Here is a 17,271-nt window from a genome sequence, read left to right on the forward strand (position 1 = left end):
GATTATATACGCGGCGGAAGGGTGACCTTACCGCCGCGTCTTGCATTGTGATAGCTTTCGGCAATTGATTCCGACTGTGAGGTGACGTGATGCTGGAACGGATGATCGATCAGGGTGTAGGGCGTGAGCCTGCCGACATCGTCTTGAAGGGCGGACGTTTCTTCGATCTTGTGACTGGCGAGCTTGTCGAAAGTGACGTCGCGATCTGCGGTGACCGGATTGTGGGAACATTCGGTACTTATCAGGGCAAGCACGAAATCGATATTTCCGGACGGATCGTCGTGCCGGGATTTATTGACACGCATCTTCACATTGAATCCTCACATGTCACGCCGCACGAATTTGACCGGTGTGTATTGCCGCAAGGCGTTACCACGGTCATTTGCGATCCGCACGAAATTGCCAACGTACTGGGTACGGAAGGCATCAAGTTCTTCCTCGATAGCGCCGTGGAGACCATTATGGATATCCGCGTGCAGCTTTCGAGCTGTGTGCCAGCGACGCATATGGAAACGTCCGGCGCCGAACTTCTGATCAATGACCTGTTGCCTTTTGCCAATCATCCCAAGGTGATCGGTCTTGCCGAGTTTATGAATTTTCCGGGGGTTCTGGCGAAAGACCCGGAATGCATGGCGAAGCTCAAGGCATTTCAGGGGCGGCATATTGATGGCCATGCGCCGCTTCTGCGTGGGTTTGATCTGAATGGCTATATTTCCGCAGGCATTCGTACCGAACATGAAGCGACAAGTGCGGAAGAAGCGCTCGAAAAGATGCGCAAGGGTATGCATGTGCTGGTGCGTGAAGGGTCTGTTTCCAAGGATCTGAAAGCGCTTATGCCGATTATTACCGAGCGTCATGCACAGTTCTTGGCACTATGCACGGACGACCGGAATCCGCTGGATATCGCCGATCAGGGGCACCTCGATTATCTCATCCGTACGGCGATTGCAGGCGGCGTGGAGCCGATTGCCATTTACCGGGCCGCAACTATTTCTGCAGCACGTGCTTTCGGCCTTTTCGATCGCGGTCTGGTTGCTCCCGGCCAGCGCGCCGATCTCGTTGTTGTGGATAGTCTTGAAGGTTGCCATGCCGAAATCGTGTTATCTGCGGGCAGGGTGGTTTCGGAAGATTTATTTGCCACTCGCAAGACTGTTGCGCCTGTTGGGCGCAACAGCGTCAAGGCACCCAAAGTCAGTGCATCTAGTTTCCGCTCTCATTCCAACAGCGGAAAGACACGCGCAATTGGTATTATTCCGGGCAAGATCATAACAGAAAGCCTCGAATTCGACCTTAAAGTTGGGCCGAATGGTGTCGAGCCGGACGTCCAGAAGGATGTGGTCAAGATCGCCGTTGTCGAACGTCACGGCAAAAATGGGAATATTGCGACCGGCTTTGTGCATGGCTTCGGCTTGAAATCGGGTGCAATCGCTTCGACCGTTAGCCATGACAGTCATAATATCTGCGTGGTGGGCACATCCGACGACGATATCGCGGCTGCTGCAAACCGATTGGGCGAAATTGAAGGTGGTTTTGTCGTTGTGCTAGATGGCAAGGTTTTGGCTGAAATGCCTTTGCCCATTGCCGGGCTGATGAGTGCTGAACCATACGAAACGGTTCGCGACCAGCTTCGTGTTCTGCGGCACGCTGCAGAAGAGCTCGGTTCTGTCTTGGAGGAGCCATTCTTGCAATTGGCTTTCATTGCCTTGCCGGTGATTCCGCATCTCAAGATTACCGACCGAGGCCTCGTGGACGTCGATAAGTTTGAGTTTGTCGGAAACTGATTAGTGCAGGCCGCCGACACCTAGCAGTTCTTCTACAGTCTGCTGATTTTCGGCGAGTTTCGCCGATGTACCCGACCACGCGATACGCCCACGTTCCAGAATGATGACATGATCGGCAAAATCGAGTGCGCTCTGGATACGTTGCTCGACAAGCAGGATCGTCATGTCGCCCTTTTGTGCCAGCATCGAGAAAGCGGCCATCAGCTCCTCACAGATGACAGGTGCGAGTCCTTCCAACGGTTCATCGAGTAGCAATACTGTCGGTTGCCCAAGAATGCTGCGCGCGGTCGAAAGCATCTGCTGTTCGCCGCCGGAAAGCTGCGAGCCAAGATTGTGGCGCCGCTCCTTCAGGCGCGGAAACATAACATAGGCTTCGTCGAGTGCATCCTTTGGCCGTTTTTTTAGACCTACGAAAAGATTCTCTTCCACCGTAAGGGTCGGGAACACATCGCGGGTCTGTGGCACGTAGCCTAGACCGGCAATTGCGCGGGCAGCTGATGGGAGCGCGGCAATATTCTTGCCATCCAGCAGAATTTCGCCGCCATAACGGCGTGTCTGTCCGGCAATGGTGGCAAAAAGGCTGGTCTTGCCGACACCATTGCGGCCCAGAATGGCAAGTCGCGATCCCGGTTCCGCTTTGAACGATACATCCTCAATGACGCGGGTAGGACCATAACCGGAGGAAAGGTTGCGGATTTCAAGCGAGACGGCACTCATTGCGCATAGCTCCCGAGATAGGCTTCGCGGACGTGTGTGTCCTGCACGACGTCCTGCGGTAACCCGTCAAAAATCACTGTTCCGGCAGCCAACACCACAACGCGCTTCGCAAAGCGAAAAACGAGGTCCATATCATGCTCGATCATGAGTACTGCCAGATCTGCAGGTAATCGGTCGAGCGCTTCCTCGATGCGCCCCGTATCACTCTGCGGAACACCGGCGGCAGGTTCATCAAGCAGCAGAACTTTGGGTCGAAGCGCTAATGCAAGGGCAATTTCAAGAAGTCTCTGCTGGCCATAAGCGATTTCACTCACCCGCAACTGCCCAAGATGTAGAAGGCCGAGCCCATCGAGAATGCCGCGAACTTCATCCATAACTTCCGGCATTTTGCGATAGTTGCCGAGAATGTGACCCGTCTTACCTTCGCGCTGCAGGACAGCAAGAGCGACATGTTCTTCAGGGGTCATGTCGAAGAAGAGTCGAGTAACCTGGAAAGAGCGCACCAGTCCGCGTCTGACGCGCTGCATGGCGCTGAGTCCGGAGACATTCTCGCCACCCAATGCCACTGTTCCGGAAGTTGCCGCGAGGTTGCCTGTGACGAGATTGACGAAGGTGGTCTTGCCCGCACCATTGGGACCAATGAGGGCGACGCGGTCGCCTTTCGTCATACTAAGCGAGACGTCGTTCGTGACCGCCAAGCCGCCGAAATTCTTGCGCAGTTTCGTTACTTCAAAAACCGTACTCATTTGCTGAGCGCTTTCTGGTTTTCGAAATAATAAGCCACGGTTCCGTAGAGACCGCGTGGCGCAAAAAGCACGACAGCAATCAGCAGAGCGCCGACCATTGTGAGCCAATGGAAGGGATTGGCTGCTGAGACCAGATCTTCGAACCACATAAAGACAACCGTGCCGATTAGTCCGCCGAACAGCGATCCTGTGCCGCCGAGAACCAGCATCACCAAAGCTTCCGCCGACATGGTGAAGCTGAGACTGTCTAGTCCAACGACCTGCGTGGAAATTGCATTCAGCGCGCCGCCGATACCAGCTACAGCCCCCGAAATGACATACATGCGAAGCTGTACGGATTGGACCGAAGCGCCCATCGCATGAATACGGATCGGGTCTTCTTTCACACCTCGGCAAAGCATGCCAAAGGGTGAACGCACGACATAGCGTAGGAAAATGAAGGAAACGAGCAGTAGGATTACGGCATAAACGTAGGCAGTGTGTCCGTAGAGATCGAACTCGAACATGCCAAAAATGGGATCGGGCGAAATGCCGCTTAGTCCATCACTACCACCGGTCCAGCTTGATGCTTTGTTGGCGGCTTCATGGAACAGGTGGACAACGGCAATCGATAAAACGAGTTGCGCGAGGCCATGAGCGCGCAGGATGACTATGCCGGAAATAAGCCCGGTGAGTGCGCCTGCAACAAGACCGATAAGCGTCATGAGGATCGGGTCTGTGATGCCGAAATGGGCAGCGGCGATACCGGCACTATATGCGCCGGCACCGAACAGGGCAGCGTGACCAAGCGTTGCTATACCGCAATAGCCTGTCACCAGATCGAGCGACAAGACGAGGAGAGCGATTGCAATAATGCGTGTCAGCAGTGCCAGATTGTCGGGGAACAGAAGCCAACCGACGACACTGGCCGCAATAATGGCCGCAATGCCAATGAGACCTGCATAAGAATGACGGCCATGGGGGAGGGGGTGCGTCATTTCCTGGCCAGCCTTCCTGCGAGACCGCGTGGGAACAGAGTCACTATGACGATCACCGCCAGGTAAAAGAAGAACTCGCCATATTCCGGCGCCAGATAACGCCCTGTGGTGTCGATTGCACCGAGCAAGAGACAGGCAATCAGCGCTCCGGGTATGGAGCCTGCGCCACCAACGGAAACAACAACCAGAAATGTCACCATATAACGGAGTGCATAATAGGGCTCTACAGGTAGCAGTTCGGCACCGACAACGCCGCCGAAGGCTGCAAGTCCGATGGCAAGTGCAAAGCTGATCGCATAAACGATTTCTGTTCGCACGCCGAGTGCAGCTGCCATATTGGCATTATCGACAGCAGCACGCAGTTTCACGCCGAAGGCGGTGCGTTCGATGATGTACCAGAGGCCAAGAGCTACCGCGAAGCCGCAACCGATTGCAAAGATGCGATGTTTTGCAATTGCGCGGAATCCGAGATCGACCGACCCCCGCAACATTTCAGGCAAGGGAATGGTCTTCAGTGTTGGCCCGAATATATAATTGGTGAGACCGATGATGCAAAAAGTGATGCCGATGGTCATCAGAACCTGTGTCAGTTCGGGTGCCCCATAAATGCGTCGATATAACAGTCTCTCTACGGGAACGGCGACGATCATCGTACCGACGACGGCGATGATGATTGCAAAGCCGTAATTGAGGCCAAGCTGCTGGACGGCATAGGATGCGAAATAGCCGCCGATCATTGCAAATGCGCCATGAGCGAGATTGACAACGCGCATCAAACCCATGGTGACCGAAAGGCCGATGGAAATGACGAAAAGCACCATGCCGTAGGCGAGCGCATCGACAGCAATGCTGAGCACAGTCTGCATTGAGTGGTCCTGTTAGAGCGCATCCCGAAGTGTGAAATGCCCTTCGGGATGCGCGTTAAAATAAGCAGTTGCGTGTGAGCAGCGTATCGCCTTGTACCTGTTCGGGCATCAAGGCGCGTCCACTCTTGAATGCCGGGTTTATTGGGCTTTCAACCCGGGATCCCCCTGCTTCTCGAAAGTTTGAATTTCCTTGTTGTAATAGGTGCCGTCGTCAGCCTTGGCGACTTCGCGCAGATAAATGTTCTGCGTCATGTGGCGGCTTTCGGGGTCAATGGATACGGGGCCGCGTGGACTAACCCATTCCATACCTTTCACGGCATCAACTGCTTTTTCAGCATCTTTTTCGCCGCCAGTTGCTTCTATCATCTTGTAGATGACATGCATGCCGTCATAAGCACCAACTGAAGGGAAAGACAACTCCGCAGGATTGCCGATTGCCTTTCGGGCTTCTTCGACGAACTTCTTGTTTTCAGGGGAGTCATGCGAGATCGCGTAGTGGAATGTCGTCAGTACCCCGAGCGCGTTCTCTCCCAGTGCTGGAAGGTCAGATTCCTGTGTCAGATCGCCAGGAGCGAAAAGCTGGATGCCGGACCCCTTCAACCCGTTGTCGACATAGGATTTCATAAAACCAAGCGTCGTCGGTCCGGATGGCAGAAAAGCAAAAACGCCTTGCGCGCCGGAGTCCTTGACACGCTGCATGATCGGGCTGAAATCATTTGTGGCGAGCGGCATGCGAATAGCTTCAACCACTTCACCGCCTGCTCCTGTGAAAGCCGCTTTGAAAGCGTTTTCTGCATCCACACCCGGACCGTAATCGCTCACGACCGAGATGGCTTTCTTGACACCTTTGTCGAGCGCGACCTTTGCAATCGCGGTAGATGTCTGCCAAGTGGTGAATGATGTGCGCACCACATAAGGGCTCTTCGTCACAATGGAAGAAGTGGCGGCATTCATGACCACCATAGGCACATTGCCCTGCTTGAGAATGGGCGTAACCGCCATGGCATCGGGAGTGAAGTAGAAGCCAGCGAGATATTGCACGCCTTCCTTGATCACGAGTTCCTGCGCAAGCGCCTTGGACTGCGCCGGATCGGCTTGAGGCACGTCACGATAAATGATCTCGACAGTGTCATCGCCGATCTTGTTACCGTGCTCGGTCATATAGGCGTCGATACCAGCCTTGAAGTTCTTGCCCTGAAGGGCAAACGGACCCGAAAATGGACCTATGACGCCGACCTTCACCACATCTGCATAAGCCGCTGATGTTGCGAGTGAAAAGACCGCAAGCGCGGTTAATGTGATTTTCTTCATGTTCTCCTCCCTAACGCCCACCATTCCCGTGCATAACCGTCTTGTCGCAACTGAGAATGTCCAGATTTCAGCATGCCTATCTAATTGGTCATGTAAAATGAAAAATTCCTCATAAACGATACTCAGATGGTTATATGTCCGAAGGTTGTTCGTTTCCTATCCGGACGATCTTATCGATCAAAGCTGATGCTATGTTGAGAGCACTGCCAGTCGACACCACGATTTGTGGCAGGATCATCCATTCGATCATCCAGGCCGCACCTGAGCGTTCTTGCTCGTGCACCATTGCCTGATGCAGACCACCTACTTGGGCAGCGTTGAAACGAGCAAGGCTGACCAGTATCTCAGCCGACACCGGATTTTGCTTGTGGGGCATGGCAGATGAGCCGCCGCCGCCGGTCAAGGACAATTCCGTGCCCAGTTCAGCCATGAGCGCGATATCCTGCCCGAACTTTCCAAGAGTACCTGTGATGAGTGCAACTAGGTTGCCGAACTCAACAATGAAAGCGCGTTGGCTGTGCCATTGCGGACTATCGTGCAGTCCGAGTTTTTCCGCTAGTAGCGCACGCAGTGCCGGTGCTCGATCATCGAATTTTTCAAGAGTTCCTGCCGCCCCTCCAAACTGCACCGGAAAGCTAATGGCATTCAGTTTTGTCTCATAAGCACCAAGCGGGCTTTTCCAGCTTGCGATCCGATCCGATACGGTTATGGGAATAGCGGGCTGCATACGCGTAAAACCGGTCAGCGGATTCGTTCCGAACGTTCCATCGAGCTGGTTGAAGCAATGTACGAGTTGCTGAATTCGACCAGAGAGAATTGCGCTGGCGCGCTTCAGGCGCAAAATCAGGCTCGTATCAATAACGTCTTGGCTGGTCGCGCCAAAATGTACGTATTCTCCGTGATTGTTGCCAACGACGTTACGCAGTCCCTTTATCAACGAAGGAACGATCACCCCATCACGCGCTGTCGCTTTCGCCAAATCGGATAGATTGGGTTCAAACAATTCTACGGCTTGTCTAATTGCCTGTCCCGCTTCGACTGGTATGAGACGCAAGTTGGCCTGCGCTTCAGCCAGAGCCGCTTCGAAGCGCAGCATCTCGGTAATATCGGCTGCTGCCGTGAACAGGCTCAGTATCTCTTCGTCATCGCCGAAAAGCTGCGCCAGAAATGGATGTTCGAAAACCGAAACGCTCATGCTTCAAATATCGAAAAAGACGGTTTCTTTCTCGCCCTGCAAGTGAATGTCGAAATGATAAACGTTACCGTCGCGCTGACCAATCAGGGTTTGCAACCGGCTGCGATGTTCGATGCGAGCAAGGACAGGATCCTCTGCATTGGCATCGGCTTCATCGGAAAAATACATCCGTGTCTGCAAGCCAAGGTTAATTCCGCGAGCAACGATCCACAAGGTGACGTGTGGAGCCATGAGGCGTCCATCTTTGAAAAGAACGCGACCGGGCTTGATGGTCTCGAAGGTGAACTCACCCGTGTCCATATGGCTGGGGCATCGGCCCCAGCCGCGAAAACCAGGGTCGGCCTTGCCACCGGTTTCGGAAGGGCTGTTATAGAGGCCAACTGCATCGGCCTGCCATATTTCGATCAGTGCATCACGAAGCGGCGCACCCATTCCGTCAATTACATGGCCCTTGATCGTGATGCGTTCGCCAGCAGCCTTCTCATCATAGAGAAGTCCGGAACCGAGATCCTGTTCGAAGACACCACCGATGTCGACGAAGTTGGGTGTCAATCCGATGTGTACGTAGGGGCCGGCGGTCTGGGACGCAGTTTCTTTCAGGTAACCAATAGATTGCACCATATCAGTTGCCCTCCGGGCGATTTTCAAAGAGAGTCGAGCGACGCCCGCGCAACACGATATCGAACTTGTAAGCGAGCATGTCCATCGGCAGATTAGCGTTCATGTCCAGAGGTGCTACCAGCCGTTCGACAGCCGATTTATCCGGAATGGTTTTGACGATCGGGCAAATCCAGATCAGCGGGTCGCCCTCGAAATACATCTGGGTGATAAGGCGCTGTGCAAAGCCATGACCGAACACAGAAAAATGGATGTGAGCCGGTCGCCAGTCGTTCACGCCATTCGGCCAGGGATACGGGCCGGGCTTTATGGTCTTGAACCAGTAATAGCCGTTCTCATCCGTGATCGTGCGACCGACGCCGCCGAAGTTAGGGTCGATGGCTGCAAGATAGGTTTCCTTCTTGTGGCGATAACGACCACCGGCATTTGCCTGCCAAAACTCGAGGAGTGCGCCCGGAACCGGACGGTTGCTCTCGTCCAGAACACGGCCATGCACAAGGACACGCGGGCCTATCGGCATTTCGCCGGGATGCGCATAATTGAGGATAAGATCGTTATCCAGTTCGTGCAGCATATTGTGCCCGAATACCGGGCCCGTAATTTCGCTTTTGGTGCCTTCGAGTGAAAGCAAGGCGCGGGTAGGCGAGCGGAGTACGGAGGTCTTGTATAACGGCGTGTAGGCTGGCGGATGCATGGATAGATCGCGAGCAAAGAATGGAGTTGTCTCCGGCAGACTATTCTTCATTTTTCAGCGTCCTCCGCTTCCATCTGTGCGTAAGTATGCTTGGCGATCTTGAATGCGTGGTTCGATGCTGGAACTCCCGCATAGATGGCAACGTGCATCAACGCTTCGCAGATATCCTCCTTTGTCGCACCTGTATTTTTAGTGGCGCGTATATGCATGGCAACTTCGTCGTCTTGTCCCAACGCGGCGAGAAGCGCAATCGTGACGATGGAACGCTCACGTTTGGTCCAGCCGGGCCGCGACCAGACGGTTCCCCAAGCCGCTTCTGTTATCAGCTCCTGAAATGGCGCATCAAGCTCGGTTGCACTGTTCGAGGCACGATCCACATGCGTATCGCCCAGAACCGAACGGCGCACATTCATGCCAATCTTATAGCGTTCCGACTGTGCGGCACTATCAGTCATGGTTATTCTCCATGCTCAAATCTGTTTGAAAGAAAATTACGCAACAGCGCGACATAGGCATCGGGCTGTTCAACGCAGGGGATATGGCCGCTGGCAGCTATTTCTGAGAAATAGGCTCCCGGAATGAGGCTTGCTAACTCGCGCACAAGAGTAGGTGGTGTGGAGCCGTCCTGATCACCGACCAGGCAAAGTACGGGTATAGAAATTTTCGCAGCAGCTTCGGTGAAATCGGCATCCCGTAGTGCGGCGCATGTTGCGGCGTAGCCGTCGAGCGGTTGGCGAACGAACATATTGCAATAGGCACGATAGGCCGGATTATCGGGGTGCCGATAGTTAGGGGTGAACCAGCGTGGCATCGTCGTGTCAAGGATACTCGCGAGACTATCCTGTTGAATCGCGTCGATACGAGCATTCCACATTTCTGCTGTACCGATTTTATGTGCGGTATTGGAAAGGATAAGCCCCGCTATCAGGTCTGGTCGCGATGCATAGACGCCCTGCGCAATCAGGCCGCCTACGGAAAGACCGCAGATAATCACCTGCTTTATCGATAGTCTGTCGAGAAGAGCAATGAGATCGGAAGCAAGCAATTCTATCGTGTATGGGGTGGTTCCGACATCTGAAAGGCCGTGACCGCGCTTGTCATAAACGAGCGTCGATACGTCATTGCTCAGGCGCTTGCGGACTTCATTCCATATACGGAAATCAGTTCCGAGCGAATTGATGAAAACGAGAACGGGCTTTTCTTCCGTTGACTGCTGAAAATCATAGTGAATGACGATGTCATTTACAGACGTGAACTGCACGGCTTTCTCCTCTCGCACTACACTGTCGTGCTTTAAAATGGTTAAGTAAAATGATATTATTGATTAAAACCATAACTACAGGGTTATTAATAAGTGATTGGGAACAGGATCAAGTTTCGTCATCTGCATACGTTTGTCGAGGTTGCGCGACAGAAGAGCGTTGTAAAAGCCGCGGAGGTTTTAAGCATCAGCCAGCCGGCAGTTACCAAAACGATGCGTGAGCTGGAGGAGATACTAGGTGTTCCGGTGGTAGAGCGTGACGGTCGCGGCATCCGGATAACGCGGTTTGGTGAAGTGTTTCTTCGCCACGCAGGGACAGCTTTGACGGCCTTGCGGCAAGGATTGGATTCTGTGTCGCAGGAGTTGGATGGTTCTGGGCCACCTATTCGCATCGGAGCGTTGCCGACGGTCTCAACCCGTATCATGCCGAAAGCTATGAGCCTGTTCCTTGCGGAAAGAACGTCGAGCCGGGTCAAAATCGTTACGGGAGAAAATGCTGTACTTCTGGAACAATTACGGGTTGGGGACCTTGATCTGGTTGTCGGGCGGCTTGCTGCGCCGGAGAAGATGACGGGTTTTTCATTCGAACATCTTTATTCAGAGCAGGTCCGGTTTCTGGTGCGGGCTGGGCATCCTTTGACAGACGGACGCGCGGTCTTCGAGAATCTGGCCGACTACCCGGTGTTGATGCCGACACGCAATTCAATCATTCGCCCATTTGTGGAGCGCTTGCTAATAACCAACGGCATAGGCGCCTTGCCTATCCAGATAGAGACCGTATCGGATGCTTTCGGACGTGCTTTTGTCCGCGAAAGTGATGCAGTGTGGATTATTTCAGAAGGCGTTGCGGCCAGAGATGTCTCGGAAGGTAAACTTGTTGCGCTTCCTATCGATACAAGTGAGACGACAGGCCCGGTAGGGCTAACTATGCGTACAGACATGGTGGAGACGGCTGCAATGCAAATTCTAATCCAGACATTGCGGGAGGCTGCCGGTTTGAAGTCATAGAAAACAACACGGTCAGTCACCGTAAAAAAGATGACTGACCGTGCTAGAAGCGAGAAGTTCTGGCCGGAACTTCACGCCGGGGGTTTCGTGATGAATAGAATTATACATCATTCCTAAAATAAAGCATCAATTTTGTATGATGTAGCAACAATAGTATTAGTTGCTTTCCATTAACATTAGTATTCACTTAATTGAAGGCGCCCGCTTGTCAAAACGGTAGCCCGACGTAATTTTCGGCGAGTGCACGGGAAGCTGCTTCGGAAGTACAGAAATAGTCAAGTTCGGCCTCCTGTACTTTCTGATCGAACGGAACCATATCCGGAAATCGGTGCAGCATCTTCGTCATTGACCATGAAAAGCGCTCGGCTTTCCAGATGCGCGAGAGCGCATTGGCGGAATAAGCGTCGATACCATCCGTCGACTTATCCAGGTAAAACTCTCTCAGCCCTTCGTAAAGATAGTGCACGTCGCTGGCTGCGAGGTTCAGTCCTTTTGCGCCGGTCGGAGGAACGATATGAGCGGCATCGCCGACAAGGAAGAGTTGCCCGAAGCGCATAGGCTCGGCCACGAAGGAGCGTAGAGGCGCGATGGATTTTTCGAAGGACGTTCCGGTTACCATAGCCTCGGCATGATGGGATGGAAGACGTCGGCGCAATTCGTCGTAAAAACGCTGATCGCTCCAGTCCTCGATTTTCTCATCAAGCGAGCATTGAATATAATAGCGGCTGCGGGTGAGGGAGCGCATGGAGCAAAGTGCGAATCCGCGTGCGTGGTTCGCATAGATCAGTTCGTGAGCGATTGGCGGAATATCTGCCAGTAACCCGAGCCAGCCGAAGGGGTAGGTCTTCTCAAAGATGTCGATTGCCTTGTCCGGCACAGATTTGCGGCTTATGCCATGATATCCATCGCATCCCGCAATGAAATCGCAATCGATGCGATGAGTTTTCCCATCCATTTCGTAAGTGATATATGGTGACTTCGCATCAAAATCGTGTGGTGTTACGTTCGCAGCTTCGTAAATGCTGACTGTATTCGATTTCCGTCGCTCATCCATAAGGTCATGCGTCATTTCGGTCTGGCCGTAAACCGTCACGCGTTTGCCGGTAAGTTTGTGCAGATCGATACGGTGATCCCGTCCGTCGAAGGCGAGAGAGAAGCCATCATGTGGCAATCCCTCTGCGAAGAGGCGCGCCGATACTCCAGCTTCGTCCATCAGATTGACGGTGCCTTCTTCCAATACACCAGCGCGCACGCGGCCCAGAATATATTCCGCGCTGACGCGATCAAGCACGACATTGTCTATCCCGGCACTTGTCAGAAGTTGGCCGAGGAGCAGGCCGGAAGGGCCTGATCCGATGATTGCGACCTGAGTGCGCATATGTTCCTCCCAATGCAAGTCCGCCTTTATTCTTAAGGGAGCCTTCAAACTGACAATGGATAATCCCGGCAATTTATTGTACAAATCGAACATGGCCGGAGGAAAAAGTGCGGGACCGATTTATTCCAACCTATGAGCTGTACGGAGAAGAGAACGAGCAGAAGCCGGATTTTTGGTTGCATTGTGAGACGCTTTTTTCGCGATCCAGTTTGCACAATTTTGAGATTTCACTGCATCGTCACGAGAGCTTTTTTCAGCTCTTGTACATTGAAGGTGGTGCGGGGCATGCGAATTTCGATGGCATCATTCGCCCATTCCAGACACCCTGTGCTATCTTAATGCCGGCCGGATTCAATCATGGGTTTGCATTTTCGAAAGATATAGCAGGACATATCGTAACGATATTGAGTGCCCATATGCCATTTATCGGAGGAGGCGCAACGCCGGAGTGGTTCATGCAACCTCGGCTCATAACGATGAAAGGTGCAGGCGAAGAGAATCTGGCGTTGCTTTCCTCTCTTTTAAAGCAGGTGCAAGATGAATTTATAACCAGAAAAAAACATAAAAACAGCTTATTAGAATCTCTTTTTAAAGTAATTTTCGTCTATATTCTGAGACAAATTTTCAGTTCCGAACCGGCGATTCAGGACGTGCGACAGGCGTATGGGTCACCCCGTATCGAGCGCTTGCTGGAACTGATCGACCGTTATTACCGCGAACACAAGCCCGTTTCGTTCTATGCGAAATTACTTGGGGTTTCATCGACGCATCTCAATCGAACTGTCAAACAGCTGACAGGGGTGACTGCACAACGTATGCTTGCAAACAAGCTGATTGATGTAGCCAAGCGCGATTTGATAGCTATGCCGTCGTCTGTTCAGCATATAGCTTACGGTCTCGGTTTCTCGGATCCTGCCTACTTCTCACGTTTCTTTCTGAAAATGACAGGGGAGACGCCGCGATCTTACCGTTTGAGGGAGCGCCAGCGTCTGGCCACTCTGGATTCACCGTCGCAGGGTTAAATTGGATTTTTTCATTTTCAGCGGTTCATCTCAGCAGACTGCGCAATTCTGATTGGATCTGCAGCATGGCGGGTAGGAAGCGTCTGACAAGATCACTTGTCTCAACATGGGCCACGGGGGCCCCGATGTTGAGCGCTGCGACAATGGTGTCGCGATGATTGAAAACAGGAACAGCGATGGAGCGTAATCCAAGCTCCAGTTCCTGGTCGTTGATTGCATAACCCTGCTCGCGAATAAGAAACAACTCGGTCATCACCAGACCAATTTCCGTTTTTGTAAACGGCGTCAATTTGTTTCGCTCAGTGCGCTCGAGAAGAGCCCGTGCTTCGGGTTCGTGAAGCCAGGCCAGAAGTACACGGCCCATTGAAGCACAGTATGCAGGAAGTCTGCTTCCAGCCATCAGATTGATGGACATCACGCGCATTTGCGAGGCGCGCGCGATGTAAACAATTTCGGTCCCGTCAAGAACGGATGCTGACGCACTCTCGCCGACTATATCGGCGAGCCGATCCAGATGCGGCTGGATGATCGTGGGCAATGGCGTCGAAGAGAGATACGCATGTCCAAGCCGCAGGATCCTGGGCAGGAGCATAAAAAACTTCCCGTCATATTCTGCATAGCCGAGTTCGGCGAGTGTCAGCAGGCATCGTCGTGCTGTCGCGCGATCAAGGCCCGTGATCTTTGAAACGTCAGCTATTGAAAGACGTGGCTGGTCTTCACCGAATGCTTCGATGACCCTCAGGCCTTTGGCAAAGCCTCCAATGAAATCTGTTTCACGCATGAAATTCCCCTCACTGTGCAATGCAATTTTGTGCGATATATGAACAAATGTCAAATACCGCACAAATAATTTGACCCGATGTCGACGGGGTGGCTAACTCCAGCGCCATTGAGACCGGAAGCGCTTGGGCGGGAGCGTGTCCCGAAAAGTGTGAAACGGTTTTCGGAACAAGATGCGTAAAAGCAAAAAGATGAAGCTTTGCGGTATGGAGGTGAGATGGACAAGACAGTCGGAAGTCTGGCGGTGGCCGTTGACGGAATAGGTGAGGGTGCAACCGTCATGATCGGGGGATTTGGTGGCTCCGGCGCGCCAATCGAACTCATTCATGCCCTGATCGACAAGGGCCCAAAGAACCTGACGGTCATCAACAACAATGCAGGCAATGGACGCATCGGTATTGCGGCCATGATCGATGCAGGGATGGTCAGGAAAATGATCTGCTCGTTCCCGCGGTCTTCCGATCCGCGCGCTTTCACCGATAAGTACATCGCCGGTGAAATCGACCTTGAACTTGTGCCGCAGGGAACGTTGGCCGAACGTATCCGTGCGGGCGGTGCCGGTATTCCGGCTTTCTATACGCCGACAGCCTATGGCACCGAGCTTGCCGAGGGCAAGGTCATAGCCGAGTTCGATGGACGATCTTACGTGCAGGAGCGGTGGCTGAAAGCCGATTTCGCGCTTATCAAAGCACATCTTGGCGATGTGCATGGCAACCTGACCTACCGCATGGCTGCTCGCAATTTCAATCCGCTGATGTGTATGGCTGCAGCCAAGACGATAGTGCAGGTATCTGAAGTTGTTCCGCTCGGCGGAATCGAACCGGAAGACGTCATCACGCCGGGCATCTTCGTAGATAGTGTCGTCGAAGTTCCCAATCCGCAGCAGGAAGAAGAACTTATTCGGACGGGAGTGGCCTACGCATGATGATCGATACTCATGAGGACATTAAACTGTCCAATGCCCAGATCGCATGGCGCGCCGCACAGGATATTCAGGATGGCGCCTATGTAAATCTTGGAATCGGTTTTCCTGAAATGGTGGCCCGCTATCAGCCGGAGGGACGGGAAGCAATTTTCCACACAGAGAACGGTGTTCTGGATTTCGGTGAAGCGCCGCCAGAAGGCGAGGAGGATTGGGATCTGATCAATGCTGGCAAAAAAGCTGTTACGCTGAAGCCTGGCGCTGCATTCTTCCATCATGCCGATAGCTTCGCGATGGTGCGTGGCGGACATCTCGATGTTGCAATTCTGGGTGCCTATCAGGTTGCTCAGAACGGGGATCTCGCTAACTGGCGAGTTGGGGCCAAAGGCGTGCCTGCAGTCGGTGGCGCGATGGATCTTGTACACGGTGCCAAGCAGGTCGTCGTAATCACCGAGCATATGACGAAAAAGGGTGAGCCGAAACTCGTCGAAAAATGCACTTTTCCACTGACTGGCGTCGCATGTATCACTCGCATCTATACCAGTCATGCCGTGATCGACATTGATCAAGGCCGTTTCGTGCTGCGTGAAAAACTGGCGGCGATGACACTTGAAGACCTTCAGGCCATGACCGGCGCAAAGCTCCACATTGATGGTCCGGTTGCCGATCTCGTTGTCCCAGAACTGTGAGGCCATGTCATGAGTGAAGCCTATATCTGCGATTATATCCGCACTCCTATCGGTCGCTATGGTGGCGCGCTATCATCAATTCGTGCGGATGATCTTGGTGCGATTCCACTGAAAGCGCTTATGGAACGTAATGGTTCCGTCGATTGGGAAGCTGTCGATGACGTTATCTTCGGCTCGGCCAATCAGGCAGGAGAAGACAATCGCAACGTTGCGCGCATGTCACTGCTTCTAGCTGGATTGCCCAGTGGGGTATCGGGAACGACGATCAATCGTCTCTGCGGTTCCGGGATGGATGCAGTCATAACCGCCGCACGCGCTGTCAAGGCGGGCGAGGCAGAGCTGCTCATTGCGGGTGGCGTGGAAAGCATGAGCCGTGCTCCCTTCGTCATGCCGAAGGCCGATAGTGCATTTTCACGTAGGGCGGAAATCTTCGATACGACGATCGGCTGGCGGTTCATCAATCCACTGATGAAAAAGCAGTACGGCGTCGATTCTATGCCGGAGACAGGTGAAAATGTCGCCGAAGATTTTCATGTCTCGCGGCAGGACCAGGACGTTTTTGCACTCCGCAGTCAGGAAAAGGCAGCTGCCGCACAGGCCAATGGACGCCTTGCGAAAGAAATCGTCCCGGTTACGATCCCGCAACGCAAGGGTGATCCCGTAATTGTCGGAAAAGACGAACACCCACGCGCGACCAGCTTGGAAGCACTGGCGAAGCTGGGTACGCCCTTTCGCGAGGGTGGTACCGTGACAGCTGGCAACGCTTCCGGCGTCAATGATGGAGCTGCCGCGCTTATCATCGCATCTGAAGCGGCCATCGAGAAACACGATCTCACGCCAATTGCCCGTATCATCGGTGGCGCAACGGCAGGCGTTCCTCCGCGCATCATGGGTATAGGTCCGGCTCCGGCGACAATGAAGCTTTCTGCACGTACCGGCATCGCACCCGATGCATTCGATGTAGTCGAACTGAATGAAGCATTTGCGTCGCAGGGGCTGGCAGTGTTGCGCAGTCTGGGAATTGCCGACGATGACAAGCGCGTCAATCCGAATGGTGGCGCTATTGCGCTCGGGCATCCGCTTGGCATGTCCGGGGCGCGCATTGCAGGCACGGCGGCGCTCGAGCTCTCGCTCAACGGCGGCAAATATGCTCTCGCAACAATGTGCATCGGCGTTGGGCAGGGCATTGCCATTGCGCTGGAACGCGTTTGAACGTGAATAAATGACAAATCCGGACGCTTTTCGCCCGGATTTGTTCCCTCCGACAGAGCAGTTACGACTTTTGTATTCTTGGGCGACTACAATA

17 protein-coding genes and 1 pseudogene are annotated in these 17,271 nt (G+C 53.4%); 6 read left to right on the forward strand and 12 right to left on the reverse strand.

Going from position 1 to position 17,271, the window contains the following annotated elements:
- Positions 1-40 precede the first annotated feature (40 nt).
- Positions 41-1,781, forward strand: a pseudogene (gene ade / locus CQZ93_RS19375) (adenine deaminase).
- Here ade and CQZ93_RS19380 read toward each other — a convergent pair.
- The 10 genes from CQZ93_RS19380 to pcaD all read right to left on the reverse strand — a co-directional run bounded on the left by CQZ93_RS19380 (position 1,782) and on the right by pcaD (position 10,166).
- Positions 1,782-2,498 carry an ABC transporter ATP-binding protein gene (locus CQZ93_RS19380; protein WP_105544201.1) on the reverse strand — a complete coding sequence of 239 codons (717 nt, stop codon included), beginning with the start codon at positions 2,496-2,498 and terminating at the stop codon, positions 1,782-1,784.
- Positions 2,495-3,244, reverse strand: coding sequence for an ABC transporter ATP-binding protein (locus tag CQZ93_RS19385; protein ID WP_105544202.1), 750 nt, complete (start codon positions 3,242-3,244; stop codon positions 2,495-2,497). Before CQZ93_RS19385 ends, CQZ93_RS19380 begins: the two co-directional genes overlap by 4 nt.
- Positions 3,241-4,221, reverse strand: a complete 981-nt coding sequence (locus tag CQZ93_RS19390) for a branched-chain amino acid ABC transporter permease (protein WP_105544203.1) — start codon at positions 4,219-4,221, stop codon at positions 3,241-3,243. The genes CQZ93_RS19385 and CQZ93_RS19390 overlap by 4 nt, the downstream gene beginning before the upstream one ends.
- Complete coding sequence (locus CQZ93_RS19395) at positions 4,218-5,087, reverse strand: branched-chain amino acid ABC transporter permease (RefSeq protein ID WP_105544204.1); 870 nt, start codon at positions 5,085-5,087, stop codon at positions 4,218-4,220. The genes CQZ93_RS19390 and CQZ93_RS19395 overlap by 4 nt, the downstream gene beginning before the upstream one ends.
- Before the next feature lie 138 nt (positions 5,088-5,225).
- Entirely contained in the window at positions 5,226-6,398 is a 1,173-nt protein-coding gene (locus CQZ93_RS19400; protein WP_105544205.1) for an ABC transporter substrate-binding protein, read from the reverse strand.
- A 130-nt stretch (positions 6,399-6,528) separates the two neighbouring features.
- Positions 6,529-7,593 (reverse strand): 3-carboxy-cis,cis-muconate cycloisomerase, encoded by a 1,065-nt coding sequence (locus CQZ93_RS19405; protein ID WP_105544206.1) that lies wholly within the window; start codon positions 7,591-7,593, stop codon positions 6,529-6,531.
- Between the two features lie 3 nt (positions 7,594-7,596).
- Positions 7,597-8,214 (reverse strand): protocatechuate 3,4-dioxygenase subunit alpha, encoded by a 618-nt coding sequence (gene pcaG, locus CQZ93_RS19410; RefSeq protein WP_105544207.1) that lies wholly within the window; start codon positions 8,212-8,214, stop codon positions 7,597-7,599.
- Between the two features lies 1 nt (position 8,215).
- The gene (gene pcaH, locus CQZ93_RS19415; protein WP_105544208.1) at positions 8,216-8,956 is read right to left on the reverse strand and encodes a protocatechuate 3,4-dioxygenase subunit beta; all 741 of its coding nucleotides are present in this window, start codon (positions 8,954-8,956) and stop codon (positions 8,216-8,218) included.
- The gene (gene pcaC, locus CQZ93_RS19420; protein ID WP_105544209.1) at positions 8,953-9,360 is read right to left on the reverse strand and encodes a 4-carboxymuconolactone decarboxylase; all 408 of its coding nucleotides are present in this window, start codon (positions 9,358-9,360) and stop codon (positions 8,953-8,955) included. The genes pcaH and pcaC overlap by 4 nt, the downstream gene beginning before the upstream one ends.
- Before the next feature lie 2 nt (positions 9,361-9,362).
- On the reverse strand, positions 9,363-10,166 hold the full coding sequence (pcaD, locus tag CQZ93_RS19425; RefSeq protein ID WP_105544210.1) for a 3-oxoadipate enol-lactonase: 804 nt from the start codon (positions 10,164-10,166) through the stop codon (positions 9,363-9,365).
- A 93-nt stretch (positions 10,167-10,259) separates the two neighbouring features.
- On the opposite strand from pcaD, the gene pcaQ reads away from it, so the two are divergent.
- A complete protein-coding gene (gene pcaQ, locus CQZ93_RS19430) occupies positions 10,260-11,174 on the forward strand; it encodes a pca operon transcription factor PcaQ (protein WP_105544211.1) in 915 nt (304 codons plus the stop codon).
- 208 nt (positions 11,175-11,382) lie between these two features.
- Here pcaQ and pobA read toward each other — a convergent pair whose 3' ends face one another.
- Positions 11,383-12,552 carry a 4-hydroxybenzoate 3-monooxygenase gene (gene pobA, locus CQZ93_RS19435; protein ID WP_105544212.1) on the reverse strand — a complete coding sequence of 390 codons (1,170 nt, stop codon included), beginning with the start codon at positions 12,550-12,552 and terminating at the stop codon, positions 11,383-11,385.
- 107 nt (positions 12,553-12,659) lie between these two features.
- Between pobA and CQZ93_RS19440 the strand changes: the two genes are divergently transcribed.
- A complete protein-coding gene (locus CQZ93_RS19440; RefSeq protein ID WP_105544213.1) occupies positions 12,660-13,574 on the forward strand; it encodes a helix-turn-helix domain-containing protein in 915 nt (304 codons plus the stop codon).
- Positions 13,575-13,599: 25 nt separating this feature from the next.
- Here the strand turns inward: CQZ93_RS19440 and CQZ93_RS19445 are convergent, their stop codons facing one another.
- On the reverse strand, positions 13,600-14,355 hold the full coding sequence (locus tag CQZ93_RS19445) for an IclR family transcriptional regulator (protein ID WP_105544214.1): 756 nt from the start codon (positions 14,353-14,355) through the stop codon (positions 13,600-13,602).
- Positions 14,356-14,571: 216 nt separating this feature from the next.
- Here CQZ93_RS19445 and CQZ93_RS19450 point away from each other — a divergent pair, with 216 nt between their 5' ends.
- From CQZ93_RS19450 to pcaF, 3 genes are read left to right on the forward strand one after another with little or no spacing between them, the layout of a single operon-like run.
- Entirely contained in the window at positions 14,572-15,279 is a 708-nt protein-coding gene (locus CQZ93_RS19450; RefSeq protein WP_105544215.1) for a 3-oxoacid CoA-transferase subunit A, read from the forward strand.
- Complete coding sequence (locus CQZ93_RS19455; protein ID WP_105544216.1) at positions 15,276-15,965, forward strand: CoA transferase subunit B; 690 nt, start codon at positions 15,276-15,278, stop codon at positions 15,963-15,965. Before CQZ93_RS19450 ends, CQZ93_RS19455 begins: the two co-directional genes overlap by 4 nt.
- A 9-nt stretch (positions 15,966-15,974) precedes the next feature.
- The gene (gene pcaF / locus CQZ93_RS19460) at positions 15,975-17,177 is read left to right on the forward strand and encodes a 3-oxoadipyl-CoA thiolase (RefSeq protein WP_105544217.1); all 1,203 of its coding nucleotides are present in this window, start codon (positions 15,975-15,977) and stop codon (positions 17,175-17,177) included.
- The last annotated feature ends 94 nt before the right edge of the window (positions 17,178-17,271 follow it).

It is taken from the genome of Ochrobactrum vermis (assembly GCF_002975205.1).
In the GTDB taxonomy this organism is placed as follows: domain Bacteria; phylum Pseudomonadota; class Alphaproteobacteria; order Rhizobiales; family Rhizobiaceae; genus Brucella; species Brucella vermis.

Coding starts and splice junctions, on each gene's coding strand:
- pobA (WP_105544212.1), bottom strand. CDS start 12,552: ATGCGCACTCAGGTCGCAATCATCGGATCAGGCCCTTCCGGCCTGCTC.
- CQZ93_RS19445 (WP_105544214.1), bottom strand. CDS start 14,355: ATGCGTGAAACAGATTTCATTGGAGGCTTTGCCAAAGGCCTGAGGGTC.
- CQZ93_RS19385 (WP_105544202.1), bottom strand. CDS start 3,244: ATGAGTACGGTTTTTGAAGTAACGAAACTGCGCAAGAATTTCGGCGGC.
- pcaG (WP_105544207.1), bottom strand. CDS start 8,214: ATGGTGCAATCTATTGGTTACCTGAAAGAAACTGCGTCCCAGACCGCC.
- CQZ93_RS19395 (WP_105544204.1), bottom strand. CDS start 5,087: ATGCAGACTGTGCTCAGCATTGCTGTCGATGCGCTCGCCTACGGCATG.
- CQZ93_RS19405 (WP_105544206.1), bottom strand. CDS start 7,593: ATGAGCGTTTCGGTTTTCGAACATCCATTTCTGGCGCAGCTTTTCGGC.
- CQZ93_RS19450 (WP_105544215.1), top strand. CDS start 14,572: ATGGACAAGACAGTCGGAAGTCTGGCGGTGGCCGTTGACGGAATAGGT.
- CQZ93_RS19400 (WP_105544205.1), bottom strand. CDS start 6,398: ATGAAGAAAATCACATTAACCGCGCTTGCGGTCTTTTCACTCGCAACA.
- pcaF (WP_105544217.1), top strand. CDS start 15,975: ATGAGTGAAGCCTATATCTGCGATTATATCCGCACTCCTATCGGTCGC.
- CQZ93_RS19455 (WP_105544216.1), top strand. CDS start 15,276: ATGATGATCGATACTCATGAGGACATTAAACTGTCCAATGCCCAGATC.
- pcaH (WP_105544208.1), bottom strand. CDS start 8,956: ATGAAGAATAGTCTGCCGGAGACAACTCCATTCTTTGCTCGCGATCTA.
- CQZ93_RS19390 (WP_105544203.1), bottom strand. CDS start 4,221: ATGACGCACCCCCTCCCCCATGGCCGTCATTCTTATGCAGGTCTCATT.
- CQZ93_RS19380 (WP_105544201.1), bottom strand. CDS start 2,498: ATGAGTGCCGTCTCGCTTGAAATCCGCAACCTTTCCTCCGGTTATGGT.
- pcaC (WP_105544209.1), bottom strand. CDS start 9,360: ATGACTGATAGTGCCGCACAGTCGGAACGCTATAAGATTGGCATGAAT.